We start from the raw sequence: 13,424 nt of genomic DNA on the forward strand, positions 1-13,424 counted from the left end.
AGGTCGCTAGGCATTGAGGAGAAGCTAAAATGGCCGGCGCAAAAGAGATACGTAGTAAGATCGGAAGCGTCCAAAATACGCAGAAGATCACTAAAGCGATGGAAATGGTTGCTGCTTCCAAAATGCGTAAATCGCAGGATCGTATGGCGGCCAGCCGTCCTTATGCAGAAACTATACGCAAAGTGATCGGTCACCTTGCGTTGGGAAATTTGGAATACAAGCACCCGTACCTGGAAGAACGTGAAGTAAAGCATGTTGGGTATCTGGTGGTGTCTACTGACCGTGGCTTGTGTGGTGGTTTGAATATTAATTTGTTCAAAAAACTGCTGGCTGAAATGAAAGCATGGAGTGATAAAGGCGTTGAGAGTGATTTGGCGCTGATTGGCTCTAAAGGTATGTCTTTCTTTGGTTCAGTAGGTGGAAACATTGTTGCTCAGGTTACCGGTATGGGAGATAACCCTACCCTGTCTGAATTGATCGGTCCGGTAAAAGTTATGCTGCAAGCCTACGACGAAGGTCGTCTGGACAAACTGTATATCGTGGGTAACAAATTCATCAATACCATGTCTCAGGTTCCACAAGTTGTTCAGTTGCTGCCGCTGCCACCTGCAGAGGATGGCGAACTGAAAAAGAAATCCTGGGATTATTTGTATGAACCCGATCCTAAGTCGCTGCTGGATACCCTGTTGCGTCGTTATGTGGAATCTCAGGTTTATCAGGGTGTCGTAGAAAATCTGGCCAGTGAGCAGGCCGCGCGAATGGTAGCGATGAAGGCCGCAACCGATAATGGCGGCAGCCTGATCAAAGAGCTGCAGTTGGTGTACAACAAGGCTCGTCAGGCCAGCATCACTCAGGAACTCACCGAGATCGTCGGGGGAGCCTCCGCGGTTTAAGCTAGGTTTACGAATTACGTAGAGGATTCAAGATGGCTACTGGAAAGATTATCCAGGTAATCGGCGCCGTGGTGGACGTCGAGTTCCCCCAAGACGCGGTACCAAAAGTGTACAATGCGCTTGAGGTAGAAAACGGTTCCTCCAAGCTGGTGCTGGAAGTACAGCAACAGTTAGGCGGCGGCGTTATTCGTTGTATTGCAATGGGTTCTTCCGACGGTCTACGCCGTGGTTTGGTTGTGACCGACCTGGAGCACCCGATCGAAGTACCGGTAGGTAAATCGACGCTTGGCCGTATCATGAACGTACTGGGCGAGCCCGTCGACATGAAAGGCGATATCGGTGAAGAAGAGCGTTGGGCTATTCACCGTCCTGCACCAAGTTATGAAGAATTAGCTAACTCACAAGATCTGCTGGAAACCGGTATCAAGGTTATGGATCTGATCTGTCCGTTCGCCAAGGGCGGTAAAGTGGGTCTGTTCGGTGGTGCGGGTGTTGGTAAAACTGTAAACATGATGGAGTTGATCCGTAACATCGCGATCGAGCACTCCGGTTATTCTGTGTTTGCAGGTGTGGGCGAACGTACCCGTGAAGGTAACGATTTCTACCACGAAATGACCGAGTCCAATGTTATCGACAAAGTTTCACTTGTGTATGGCCAGATGAATGAGCCGCCGGGTAACCGCCTGCGTGTAGCATTGACCGGTCTGACCATGGCTGAAAAGTTCCGTGAAGAAGGTCGTGACGTACTGCTGTTCATTGATAACATCTATCGTTACACCTTGGCCGGTACAGAAGTTTCTGCACTGTTGGGTCGTATGCCTTCAGCGGTAGGTTATCAGCCGACTCTGGCGGAAGAAATGGGCGTTCTGCAAGAACGTATCACGTCTACCAGAACGGGTTCTATTACCTCCGTACAGGCCGTTTACGTCCCTGCGGATGACTTGACTGACCCATCGCCAGCAACCACCTTTGCTCACTTGGATGCAACTGTGGTACTGAGCCGTAATATCGCCTCTCTGGGGATTTACCCGGCCGTTGATCCGTTGGATTCAACCAGTCGTCAGTTGGATCCGCTGGTTGTTGGGCAGGAACACTATGATGTAGCGCGTGGCGTGCAGTCTATTCTGCAACGTTATCAGGAACTGAAGGATATCATTGCGATTCTGGGTATGGATGAGCTGTCAGAAGATGACAAGCTGGTGGTATCCCGCGCACGTAAAATCCAGCGCTTCCTGTCTCAACCGTTCTTTGTGGCTGAAGTCTTCACTGGTTCTCCAGGTAAGTTCGTATCGCTGAAAGACACCATTCGTGGTTTCAAAGGCATTATGGCTGGCGACTACGACCACCTGCCAGAGCAGGCGTTCTACATGGTTGGCACCATTGAAGAAGCAGTGGAAAAAGCCAAGAAACTGTAACGTTCTGAGAGGAGGGTGATATGGCTGCTATGACTTACCATCTGGATGTCGTTAGTGCAGAACAGGCAATGTTCTCCGGTCTGGTAGAAAAAATCCAGGTGACCGGTAGCGAAGGTGAACTGGGGATTTATCCTGGTCACGCTCCCCTGCTTACGGCTATTAATCCCGGTATGGTGCGTATTGTTAAACAGCACGGCAGTGAAGAGTATATCTACTTGTCCGGAGGTATCCTTGAGGTGCAACCGAATATGGTCACTGTTTTGTCTGATACGGCCATTCGTGGGAAGGATCTTGATGAAGCGCGGGCATTGGAAGCGAAACGTAAAGCGGAAGAGCATATCCGTGATTCACATGGTGATGTGGATTATGCTCAAGCCTCTGCCGAGCTGACGAAAGCTATTGCTAAACTGCGCGTTATTGAGCTGACCAGAAAAGCGATGTAACAGCTTCAGTTGTTAAAAAGGCCAGTTGGTTTTTACCGGCTGGCCTTTTTTATGTTCACCATTATTGCTTGATTATTCCCGCAGGATGCCCAATGTCGGGCATCCTTTGAGAGTGTGTTATTTTTTCTTCAGAAAATCACCCAGCTGTAAATTGCCTTTTGCATCACGCGTGAATGTTTGTGGTACGACAATGGATTTATAGGCGGCAGTAGTGATTTCTTTCCCTTTATTGTTGACCGAGTGGTTGTCTTTGATGAAGTAGTTACTGGAATCTACACGACCAACGACGGCGTCGTCGTATTTACCCGCTGACGTGCGCAGGGATACATTATTTTTAAATATTCCCTGTTTTTCCGGACCATAGTACGGGCTTGGGCGGAAGATAAAGTTAAAGCGTTGGTTATCAAGTGCAATGTTATTCTCAACAACTAGCGCACCTGGGTTAAAGTTGTCGGTAAAGCCATCCAGATGATTGCCAATGGCAATGCTGTTTTTAATCTGATGTGCAACCGGCTGACCTTCCCCTCCCAGTTTGAAACCGTTGCTGGTGTTGTTGAGTGCAATAGAATTCTCGATCACCACAACCCCGTTCGGACCATCCTCAATTTTGTTGAACAGGTCAAACCCATCATCAATATTGTCATGAGAGAAGGCACCACGGATCACATTACCTTCACCAACGCGCATTTTTACTGCAAAGCCATCTGCGTTGATTTTACCTGGATCCTGATTGCTGTAGGATTCTGAATTCAAAATCAGGTTATGGCTGGCCCACAAAGGTTTTCCCACCTTTCCTGTTGATGAAACCTGAATTCCGGTGTCGTCGCAATTGTGTGCCACCACGCGATCTATGCGGTTGTAACTGCCTTCGATACGGAAGCTTTTCTCAGTAATTTCAACACCTTTTACAATCCAGTAGCTAGCGTTGAGATTGAGTCCATGGATAACGCTCTTACCTTCAACTGCAACCAGATGTTTTGGCGCTTTGGCGGTACCGCTGGCGGTTACCGGAATTTCGGTCGCAGCGTAATCCCCAGGCATTAACCACAACGTACCGCCCGCAGGTAATGCACTGATGGCTGTCGTGATATCCAGTGGTGCTTTTTTGCTACCATTGTTGGTTGATTTCCCCTCAGGAGAAACATACAAATTTTTGGCATCCGCAAAGGTCACTTTTTCTACACTGAAACTCGCTTCCTGTGATGATTTATCTTTACCGTCACCTGGTGTGTAGACCAGTTTGAACTCTGTTTTCGGCGCTGTCAGCTTCGCTGGCAGGCTGAACATTTCACCGGCTTTGATAGCGTGTGCTTTGCCAAGCTCCTTGCCATTCTGATACACGGCCAGTGTACCGTTGTAGTTCACTCTGGCCTGGACCAGATAGTTGTCGTGAACGGAAAGGGTTGAAGAAGCCACTTGCAACAATGGTGCGAAACTTTCTGCTTTAAAGGCGGGTGATAATTTTGTATGCGCTGGACTGGTGGTCAGGCTGGCATTATTAATGGTGACTTTTGCATTACGTGAAGCGAAGAAACCGACATAGTAATGCTTTTTATCCTGTTGGGTGACCAGATCAGCACCTTTAACGGTTTTTGTTACCCATTGATCACTGTCTTTAGGTGCATAAGAAGTGATAAAGCCATCGTCAGTCCGTTCCAGTTTCAAGCGGAATGTTGGGGTTTGTTCCAGATTAATTTTTTCCTGATAGCTACTTTTGCTAATTTTAGCGCCAATATTACCCCACGGCTGTATCACGCCATTACGTGAAATAGCCTGTATTTTTACTTCAGTTTTGGCATTTTTGGCCTTTTTATCCTGGGTCATGATGGCATTCATCACCATGTTTGAGGCTGCCGGAAACTCCTCATATCCCACTTTCAGTGGATTCTGCCGAGGCACACCTAAAATATCCCGTACTAGTATCCCTGCACCTTCCTGTGCAGCTGGTCTGGCCTTTGTCTCAGGACCAAACTGATCAACCGTAACGTCAGATTGCAGCGTGAAATTTACATTGGCTGGTAGTTCAGTATAGAAAAACGTTAATCCATCATGGGTGTTGGCTATTTTCCCCCCCCGGCTTTCAATGGTAATTGGCGCGGATAAATCGGCTTTATCTGTTGAAGTAAGTTTTTTGCCGTTGATGGTAACGTCATTAACCCCGATTTTTTCAGGTAAAACGTTGGAGGAGAAATTCACATCAGTGGACTGCCCGAATGCGATGCTGTGCCAGACCAGTGGTGCTGTCTGAGGAGCAGCAAAAGAAGGCGTACTCCCCATCAATAAAAATGAATTAAGGGCTACAGTAATGAGCCCGGAAACAGCGTATTTCATATTTTCCCCATCATTATTTGTTATTGGTCGGCGCATTATTACAAAAAATGAAACACTGTTTCTTTTGTGTGGCTCACAAAGTGGATGCGGTTTTTTACCAAAAGTTTCCGTTTCGTGACTTAATCCGTAAATGAAACAGGCAGTTTGGCGGGGAGCATAAAAATTAACGCGGGAGTATCATCATACTTACCCAAACAGCCCCAGTTTGAGTACACTTCCATTCATCTGAATTTAACGCCTAGAATCCCGTTGGACAGGTATTTTTCGCTGAAAAATATGTAGTATTCCAGCGTGATAACGGGTTTACTTTTGTCTGTCGCCATAATGGCGACATCTCTTGGTTTTTAGTCAGGATGCCTATGTCAAACAGTGCTATGAGTGTGGTTATCCTTGCCGCTGGCAAGGGAACCCGCATGTATTCCGATCTTCCTAAAGTGCTTCACCCGCTGGCGGGTAAACCCATGGTTCAGCATATTATTGATGCAGCAATGAAAATTGGTGCCAGAAATATGCATCTGGTTTATGGACACGGTGGCGATCTACTGAAGGAAGCGCTGTCTGATTTATCGTTGAACTGGGTATTACAGGCTGAACAGCTAGGCACCGGTCATGCTATGCAACAGGCCGCACCCTGGTTTGCCGACGATGAAGATATCCTGATGCTGTATGGTGATGTGCCGCTGATTTCTCCGGCTACATTACAGCGCCTGTTACAGGCAAAACCGTTGGGTGGGATTGGTTTATTGACGGTGAAGGTTAATGATCCTACCGGTTATGGTCGCATCGTGCGTAAAAATGGCGAAGTCGTCGGTATTATTGAACACAAAGATGCCAGTGAGGAACAGCGGCAAATATCCGAGATCAATACCGGCATCCTGGTAGCAAATGGTCAGGATCTGAAACGCTGGTTGAGCCAACTTACCAACGATAACGTGCAGGGCGAGTATTACCTCACGGATATTATCGCCATGGCAGTACAGGAAGGCCATCGTGTTATGGCTGTTCATCCCGATAGCCAGAGTGAAGTAGAAGGGGTGAATAACCGCTTGCAACTCGCCACGCTGGAGCGTGTCTATCAGCAGGAACAGGCGAAAAAACTGTTGCTGGCCGGGGTGACGCTACGCGATCCTGCTCGTTTTGATCTGCGAGGGGAGTTGAAACACGGTCGTGATGTCACTATTGATACCAATGTCATTTTTGAAGGTGAGGTGACGTTGGGCTGTCGAGTCAAAATTGGCGCGGGTTGTGTAATAAAAAACAGTGTGATTGGTGACGACTGTGAGATCAGTCCATACTCGGTAGTAGAAGATGCTGTACTTGAAGCGAAGTGCACTATTGGGCCTTTTGCCCGTTTACGTCCAGGGGCCGAGCTGGCGGAAGGTGCTCATGTAGGTAACTTTGTCGAGCTGAAGAAAGCCCGTTTGGGGAAAGGCTCCAAAGCGGGTCACTTAAGCTATCTGGGTGATGCTGACATTGGTGCTGGCGTAAATATTGGTGCCGGAACCATTACCTGCAATTACGATGGTGCAAATAAGCATAAAACCATTATCGGTGATGATGTGTTTGTTGGTTCTGATACTCAATTGGTGGCGCCGGTTAGCGTAGCCAAAGGTGCCACGATAGGTGCTGGTACCACCATTACCCGGAATGTTGGTGAGAATGAGTTGGTTATCAGTCGGGTGAAGCAACAACATATCGCTGGTTGGGTGCGCCCGGTAAAGAAAAAATAACCGAGTCGATGGCTGTGAATACCTCATCGGTTTTGTTATCGGCTTGCTCTTTTGTCATCCCCGTGATGTCGGGGATCCATTCTGGCAGCGCTGACAATCTTTGATGCATTCCCATACTTGCTGAGGACAGGCGTTAAAACGGCAGCAATAACCAACTAAACAACGTTTTGATATAAAGACGGTTTTGTTCTGTGTTTTATCGATAGAACACAGGACAAAACATAATAATCCCCAACTCTACAAGGCTCGGGGAACCCGGAAAAAACCGGAATAATCAGGTCAGAGACATCTCTGGTGACACAATATGTCACTTCTATAGGAATACAACAGATGTGTGGAATAGTAGGCGCTGTTGCACAGCGTGATATTGCAGAAATACTGCTGGAAGGGCTACGCCGTCTGGAATACCGCGGTTATGATTCGGCTGGTCTGGCAGTCGTGGACAATGATGGTCATATGACCCGTTTACGCCGTTTGGGCAAGGTACAGATTCTGGCTCAGGCAGCCGATGAACATCCGTTGCACGGTGGTACTGGAATTGCTCATACGCGTTGGGCTACACATGGTGAGCCTTCGGAAGATAACGCCCATCCTCATGTTTCTGGATACATTACCGTAGTGCATAACGGTATTATCGAAAATCACGAACCGTTACGTGAACTGCTGGTTAAACGTGGTTATCGGTTTGCTTCAGAAACCGACACTGAAGTCGTGGCGCATCTGGTTCACTGGGAACAGCAGCAAAGTGGGGGTTCACTGGTAGACGTGGTGAAGCGTGTTATTCCTCAGTTGCGTGGCGCGTACGGAATGGTGTTGTTGGATAGCCGTGATCCCAGCGTGATGGTGGCCGCCCGTTCCGGCAGTCCGTTAGTGGTTGGTCTTGGTGTCGGGGAAAACTTTATCGCCTCCGACCAACTGGCATTATTGCCGGTGACTCGTCGTTTTATCTTCCTGGAAGAGGGGGACGTGGCTGAAATTACTCGTCGCACCGTGCATATTTTCGATAAGCAAGGTCAGGATGTTAAACGCGAAGAGATTGAATCCAGCGTGCAATACGATGCCGGTGACAAGGGAACTTACCGTCACTACATGCAAAAAGAGATCTACGAACAACCGATGGCTATTAAAAATACCCTGGAGGGGCGTTTCAGCCACGGCGAGATCAATCTGTCCGAATTAGGGCCAAAAGCGGATGAACTGCTGGCGAAAGTTCAGCATATTCAAATTATTGCCTGCGGTACGTCTTACAATTCCGGTATGGTTTCCCGTTACTGGTTTGAAGCGTTGGCGGGAGTGCCTTGTGATGTGGAAATCGCTTCTGAATTCCGTTACCGCAAACCGGCAGTACGCGCTAATAGCCTGATGATTACGCTGTCTCAGTCTGGTGAAACAGCCGATACCCTCGCGGCATTACGTATGTCCAAAGAGTTGGGTTACCTCGGTTCATTGGCGATTTGTAATGTTGCGGGTTCTTCACTGGTGCGTGAATCCGATCTGGCGTTAATGACCAAAGCCGGTGTGGAAATCGGTGTGGCATCAACCAAAGCTTTCACCACGCAACTGACGGTACTGCTGATGCTGGTGGCGAGTATTGGCCATTTGCGCGGTATGGATGCGAAAATCGAGCACGATATTGTTCATGCTTTGCAGGCATTGCCAGCACGTATAGAGCAGATGCTGTCGCAGGACAAACTGATCGAATCGCTGGCGGAGGGTTTTTCTGACAAGCATCATGCCTTGTTCCTGGGGCGTGGCGATCAGTATCCGATTGCAATGGAAGGCGCGCTGAAGCTTAAAGAGATCTCTTATATCCATGCAGAAGCCTATGCGGCGGGCGAGTTGAAACATGGCCCGCTGGCGCTGATTGATGCTGATATGCCGGTGGTAGTGGTGGCTCCCAATAACGAGCTGTTGGAAAAGTTGAAGTCCAATATTGAAGAAGTGCGGGCGCGTGGCGGTGAATTATATGTATTTGCCGATGAAGCCGCTGGTTTCACTTCTGATAGCGAGATGATGAAGCTTATCAAACTGCCTCATGTTGAAGATGTTATTGCGCCGATCTTCTATACCGTTCCACTACAACTGCTGGCTTATCATGTAGCACTGATTAAAGGCACTGATGTGGATCAGCCACGTAATTTGGCAAAATCTGTCACGGTAGAGTAAGTGTAGTAATAAGCTAGTCAGGTTTGTGGAATGACAACATAGTTGTTAACTGGAAAATCCGGTTATGCTGTTCAAAAAGCATACCGGGTTTTTTTATGCCTAAATCGAAATAGTCACTGTCAGAGACGGTGATTGTTTCCCTGATTAGACAAGGGAGAGAGCTTGGAGACGGAACGTATTATCAACTGTGGATAATACGCCACGAAATGCCCTTTTCTGAGAGATCTCAAACGGGATTACGATGAAGTAAGATGTGAGCCATGCCAGGGATCATCGCGACGTTCATCCGGCATTTCGGCGGTGTCGGCAATGTTAAAATGCGATTTAAACCCATTATGATTTCTTGATTCCCCTACCATTGCATGAGAAGTGGGTACGGCAGCCATAGCGCCGATGGAAATAAAAAGGAAAAAAACGGCGGTGATGGTCTCTGAGATTTTCATCCTGTCTCGGGCTCCCCACTGTTGCGTTGTATCGGATGACAGGAGCATTTTGCCTGTGCTAGCGTCATGTTCTGTCAGTGGGTTTTAAAGCTGAGGGGCTCTGTATGTCCGTTTACGTCTAATGTGACAATGCGCTGCCTATTTGTAATTGATGTAACTCTGAGCAAGAGTATGCTCATCTGCCAGGATTTCAAATGTCATCTACGGTATGCCTCTACTGGGCATACAATCATTTTTAGGTCTGTTAGACATCAACGCTCAATCGACATGCCTGCACGTCATAGCCGACTTTACTCGCAAGGTGTGGCAATGGATTCGGGTGAACAAAGGCGATTGATGGGTCATCACGACGATGCTAATAAATTTCGATTTCTCAGCTAATGAGAAGAGACAAATTCTGACGCAAAATGCGCAGGTGGTACCGCAAAGTTCTCCCGCATCCGTTTTGTCTCTTCGGCTGGGGGCAACCCGAATAAGCGTTTAAATTCGCGATTAAACTGCGAAGGACTTTCATAACCCACAGATCGGCTTGCTACTGCCGCTGTGACGCCTTGTCGTACCATCATCAGTCGGGCCTGATGCAGACGTGTCGATTTCACGTACTGCATGGGTGATGTGCGAGTTATAGCCTTAAAGTGGCTATGAAAGGTCGGCACACTCATTCCTGCTTCGTCAGCCAGTTGGCTCAGACTAAGGGGAGTTGAGTAGGTGGCATGAATACGGCGTAACGCTTTGCCTATTTTGCCGAATTGCCCATGCATTGCCAACGCTGCACGCATGGCATTACCCTGAGCGCCGGTGAGAATGCGGTAATAGAGTTCACGCAGTAATGCCGGTCCAAGTATAACTGCACCGGGTGATTTGCTCATTGCTTCGAGGAAGTGCAACACAGAGGTTCTCAGCTCGTCATCCATTGGGCTGGACATCATGCTTTCGGGGGTCGCCGCTGGTTGCGCCACATTGTACCTTTCTATCTGTATCAGCAATTCGGCCGCCAGCTGGAAATCAAGATGTAAATAGATAGCCAGTAACGGATGCTCTGGTGATGCATCGGTTTCCATTACGAAGGGCACCGGCACTGAGACGGCAAGATAATGCTGCTCGTCATAAACGTAAGTTTTATCCCCAAAATAGCCTCGTTTCGAACCCTGACACACAATAACAATACCCGGATCGTAAAGCACAGGGGTGCGCGCCAGAGGATGATCCGAGCGAAGGAAACGTACGCCGGGAAGAGCGGTCAGGTTGTAACCTTCCTGTGGCGCCAATGCCATAAGCAAGCTGACCATGTGTTGCTGATCTGAAACAAGGCCGGAGAGCGCTATCGTTTGATCCCTCATGAAACCACCATCATATAATTAGGCAATAAATAGAGAATATATGGTCTAAAAAAAGACCATGATAGCGAATATTATGCACACCCCTCTTAGTTAACGGGAGTTTTTATGACATCATCCAAGATTATTTTTATCACTGGCGTCAGCAGCGGTTTTGGTCGTGCATTAGCTCAGGAAGCGTTAAGCAGTGGTCATCGCGTCGTGGGAACCGTGCGCAGTGCATCGGCAAAGGCGTCTTTTGAAGCGATCGAACCTTCACGTGCCTTTGCCCGTATTCTTGATGTGACAGACTTCACGTCGATTGGCGGGGTGGTTGCCGAGATTGAAGACACCATCGGTCAGGTTGACGTGCTGGTCAATAATGCAGGTTATGGCCATGAAGGCGTGATGGAAGAGTCTACGCTGGACGAAATGAAACGACAGTTCGACGTAAACGTATTTGGTGCGGTAGCGATGATCAAAGCTTTGCTGCCTTATATGCGTGAACGCCGCCGCGGGCATATTCTCAATATCACGTCGATGGGCGGATTCATTACCATGCCCGGTATTGCTTATTACTGCGGCAGCAAGTTCGCGCTGGAAGGGATTTCTGAAGCATTAGGTAAGGAGCTCAAACCTTTTGGTATTACTGTGACCGCTGTCGCGCCAGGGTCTTTCCGTACCGATTGGGCAGGGCGGTCAATGGTCAGGACGCCTCGAACAATCCCTGATTATGACCCGATATTCGACCCAATTCGTCAGGCTCGGGAGGAGAAAAATGGCAAGCAGCTAGGTGATCCTGCCAGAGCTGCGCGTGCCATGCTGGCAATAATTAATAGTGATGCGCCACCGACACATTTACTATTGGGAAGTGATGCTCTCGGCCTGGTGCGAGATAAACTAAAAGCTTATGCAGCCGAAATTGAGGCTTGGGAAGAGCTAACGCGTTCAACTGACGGTTAGTAAATTTTTCCTACAGTTGTTTTTAGTGATTATCCTATTGATATATATAAATATATTTATTAAGCATTATGATGCATGAATGCGGAAAAGCACCTGCAATTTGAAAGATGCTGGGTATATAACATCCGTCCGATGGTTCCCAGAAAATAGGGTAACTACCGGACGGATTTTTTATGGTGTGAACTTATATGGGGTAAGACGTCTGGTGCATAACGGATTTTGGTTCGGCGAGTTCGAGTTTGTCTTTTGGCGGCATCAATACGTCATTGATTTTTCATCGCTGGAAATAACGTTTTATGAGAGCTGGATAAAAACGGCTCTCCACATTAACGAGAGCGGAGTTAAGTAGTAAAAGCCGTGTGTTATGCGGCTTTATTGAATACCAGATGTACGGTACTGTAAAAAAAAATTTATCGTCACAGTGAGCCTTTTCATTGTGTTCCTCCCTGAATAATGGGGCCACAACCTGATTCTTGTTGCTGTTATTGCATAATCAGATTCCACATAACCTCATGTATTGGCTTGTTTGTCATAAAACTGTAATATAACGTACATTTTAATGTCACTTAATTGTCCTATTTTCCCTCCTGCAAACTACACTCTGATTAACAAAGCTCCGGGTCTACACTTTTAAAGTATTATCCCACAGGAGGGATTATGAAACTGATGCGTACTACTGTTGCCAGTATTGTTGCGGCAAGCGTTTCTTTGATGACTGTTTCCGCTTTTGCTGCTGATCTCACCGGCGCAGGTGCGACATTCCCCGCTCCGGTTTACACGAAATGGGCTGATTCATATCAAAAAGAAACCGGCAACAAAATAAACTACCAAGGAATTGGTTCTTCAGGCGGTGTAAAACAAATCGTTGCAAAAACCGTGGATTTCGGTGCGTCTGATGCGCCGCTGAAAGATGAAAAGCTGGCTCAGGAAGGTCTGTTCCAATTCCCGACTGTGATTGGCGGTATTGTCCTGGCGGTTAATGTGCAGGGCGTGAAAAAAGGTGAATTGACGCTGGATGGTAAAACCCTGGGTGATATCTATCTGGGCAAAATTAAAAAATGGAATGATCCAGCAATTGCCAAACTGAACCCGAAAGCGAAGCTGCCGGACCAGGATATCGCGGTTGTCCGTCGTGCTGATGGTTCTGGCACGTCTTATGTGTTTACCAGCTACTTGTCAAAAGTAAGCCCTGAGTGGAAAGAGAAGGTGGGTGCAGGCAACACAGTTAACTGGCCGACCGGTCTGGGTGGTAAAGGTAATGATGGTGTCGCGGCGTTTGTTCAGCGTCTGCCAGGTGCTATTGGTTATGTAGAATACGCTTATGCCAAACAGAACAAGCTGGTTTACACCAAACTGATTTCTGCTGATGGCAAGGTTGTGAACCCGACTGAAGTGTCATTCAGTAACGCGGCCAAAGGTATTGACTGGAGCAAGTCTTTCGCTCAGGACCTGACTAACCAGAAGGGGGCGGATGTATGGCCAATTACCTCCACTACCTTTATCCTGTTGCATAAAGTACAAACCAAACCTACACAGGGTAAAGAAGTGATGAAGTTCTTTGACTGGGCGTATGACCATGGTGGCAAAGAAGCCAACGCGCTGGATTACGCTACTCTGCCAAAAGAAGTGGTTGCTCAGGTTCGCGCAGCATGGAAAACTCAGATTAAAGACGAAAGCGGTAAATCGATTTATTAATTGAGTTGGTCAATCGTTATTTGCTGGTA

At 47.8% G+C, this 13,424-nt stretch carries 10 protein-coding genes; 7 read left to right on the forward strand and 3 right to left on the reverse strand.

Annotated elements, in window-relative coordinates; translation table 11 throughout:
- Positions 1-29 precede the first annotated feature (29 nt).
- The 3 genes from atpG to RS889_RS23360 are packed head-to-tail and all read left to right on the forward strand — an operon-like array spanning position 30 to position 2,751.
- Positions 30-893: a F0F1 ATP synthase subunit gamma gene (gene atpG, locus RS889_RS23350; RefSeq protein WP_021013765.1), complete on the forward strand. Its 864-nt coding sequence runs from the start codon at positions 30-32 to the stop codon at positions 891-893.
- 32 nt (positions 894-925) lie between these two features.
- A complete protein-coding gene (gene atpD, locus RS889_RS23355) occupies positions 926-2,308 on the forward strand; it encodes a F0F1 ATP synthase subunit beta (RefSeq protein WP_021013764.1) in 1,383 nt (460 codons plus the stop codon).
- 29 nt (positions 2,309-2,337) lie between these two features.
- A complete protein-coding gene (locus RS889_RS23360) occupies positions 2,338-2,751 on the forward strand; it encodes a F0F1 ATP synthase subunit epsilon (RefSeq protein ID WP_162300159.1) in 414 nt (137 codons plus the stop codon).
- Between the two features lie 117 nt (positions 2,752-2,868).
- Here RS889_RS23360 and RS889_RS23365 read toward each other — a convergent pair whose 3' ends face one another.
- Positions 2,869-5,082 (reverse strand): right-handed parallel beta-helix repeat-containing protein, encoded by a 2,214-nt coding sequence (locus RS889_RS23365; protein WP_315708859.1) that lies wholly within the window; start codon positions 5,080-5,082, stop codon positions 2,869-2,871.
- A gap of 359 nt (positions 5,083-5,441) precedes the next feature.
- Here RS889_RS23365 and glmU point away from each other — a divergent pair, with 359 nt between their 5' ends.
- Together glmU and glmS are read left to right on the forward strand one after the other, a co-directional pair.
- The gene (gene glmU, locus RS889_RS23370) at positions 5,442-6,812 is read left to right on the forward strand and encodes a bifunctional UDP-N-acetylglucosamine diphosphorylase/glucosamine-1-phosphate N-acetyltransferase GlmU (protein ID WP_315708860.1); all 1,371 of its coding nucleotides are present in this window, start codon (positions 5,442-5,444) and stop codon (positions 6,810-6,812) included.
- Between the two features lie 330 nt (positions 6,813-7,142).
- The gene (gene glmS / locus RS889_RS23375; protein ID WP_315708861.1) at positions 7,143-8,978 is read left to right on the forward strand and encodes a glutamine--fructose-6-phosphate transaminase (isomerizing); all 1,836 of its coding nucleotides are present in this window, start codon (positions 7,143-7,145) and stop codon (positions 8,976-8,978) included.
- Positions 8,979-9,214: 236 nt separating this feature from the next.
- On the opposite strand, the gene RS889_RS23380 is transcribed toward glmS, so the two are convergent.
- The gene (locus tag RS889_RS23380) at positions 9,215-9,421 is read right to left on the reverse strand and encodes a hypothetical protein (RefSeq protein WP_021013759.1); all 207 of its coding nucleotides are present in this window, start codon (positions 9,419-9,421) and stop codon (positions 9,215-9,217) included.
- Between the two features lie 377 nt (positions 9,422-9,798).
- Positions 9,799-10,710, reverse strand: coding sequence for an AraC family transcriptional regulator (locus RS889_RS23385; protein WP_315711177.1), 912 nt, complete (start codon positions 10,708-10,710; stop codon positions 9,799-9,801).
- A gap of 156 nt (positions 10,711-10,866) precedes the next feature.
- Between RS889_RS23385 and RS889_RS23390 the strand changes: the two genes are divergently transcribed.
- Together RS889_RS23390 and pstS are read left to right on the forward strand one after the other, a co-directional pair.
- Positions 10,867-11,700: an oxidoreductase gene (locus tag RS889_RS23390; RefSeq protein ID WP_315708862.1), complete on the forward strand. Its 834-nt coding sequence runs from the start codon at positions 10,867-10,869 to the stop codon at positions 11,698-11,700.
- A 657-nt stretch (positions 11,701-12,357) separates the two neighbouring features.
- Positions 12,358-13,395, forward strand: a complete 1,038-nt coding sequence (gene pstS / locus RS889_RS23395; protein WP_315708863.1) for a phosphate ABC transporter substrate-binding protein PstS — start codon at positions 12,358-12,360, stop codon at positions 13,393-13,395.
- The last annotated feature ends 29 nt before the right edge of the window (positions 13,396-13,424 follow it).

The sequence above is a fragment of the Brenneria uluponensis genome, from assembly GCF_032395385.1.
GTDB lineage: Bacteria > Pseudomonadota > Gammaproteobacteria > Enterobacterales > Enterobacteriaceae > Prodigiosinella > Prodigiosinella aquatilis.

Bases quoted from the DNA above. Each gene is read 5' to 3' on its own strand.
- atpG (WP_021013765.1), top strand. From the start codon at position 30: ATGGCCGGCGCAAAAGAGATACGTAGTAAGATCGGAAGCGTCCAAAAT.
- atpD (WP_021013764.1), top strand. From the start codon at position 926: ATGGCTACTGGAAAGATTATCCAGGTAATCGGCGCCGTGGTGGACGTC.
- RS889_RS23360 (WP_162300159.1), top strand. From the start codon at position 2,338: ATGACTTACCATCTGGATGTCGTTAGTGCAGAACAGGCAATGTTCTCC.
- RS889_RS23365 (WP_315708859.1), bottom strand. From the start codon at position 5,082: ATGAAATACGCTGTTTCCGGGCTCATTACTGTAGCCCTTAATTCATTT.
- glmU (WP_315708860.1), top strand. From the start codon at position 5,442: ATGTCAAACAGTGCTATGAGTGTGGTTATCCTTGCCGCTGGCAAGGGA.
- glmS (WP_315708861.1), top strand. From the start codon at position 7,143: ATGTGTGGAATAGTAGGCGCTGTTGCACAGCGTGATATTGCAGAAATA.
- RS889_RS23380 (WP_021013759.1), bottom strand. From the start codon at position 9,421: ATGAAAATCTCAGAGACCATCACCGCCGTTTTTTTCCTTTTTATTTCC.
- RS889_RS23385 (WP_315711177.1), bottom strand. From the start codon at position 10,710: ATGGTCAGCTTGCTTATGGCATTGGCGCCACAGGAAGGTTACAACCTG.
- RS889_RS23390 (WP_315708862.1), top strand. From the start codon at position 10,867: ATGACATCATCCAAGATTATTTTTATCACTGGCGTCAGCAGCGGTTTT.
- pstS (WP_315708863.1), top strand. From the start codon at position 12,358: ATGAAACTGATGCGTACTACTGTTGCCAGTATTGTTGCGGCAAGCGTT.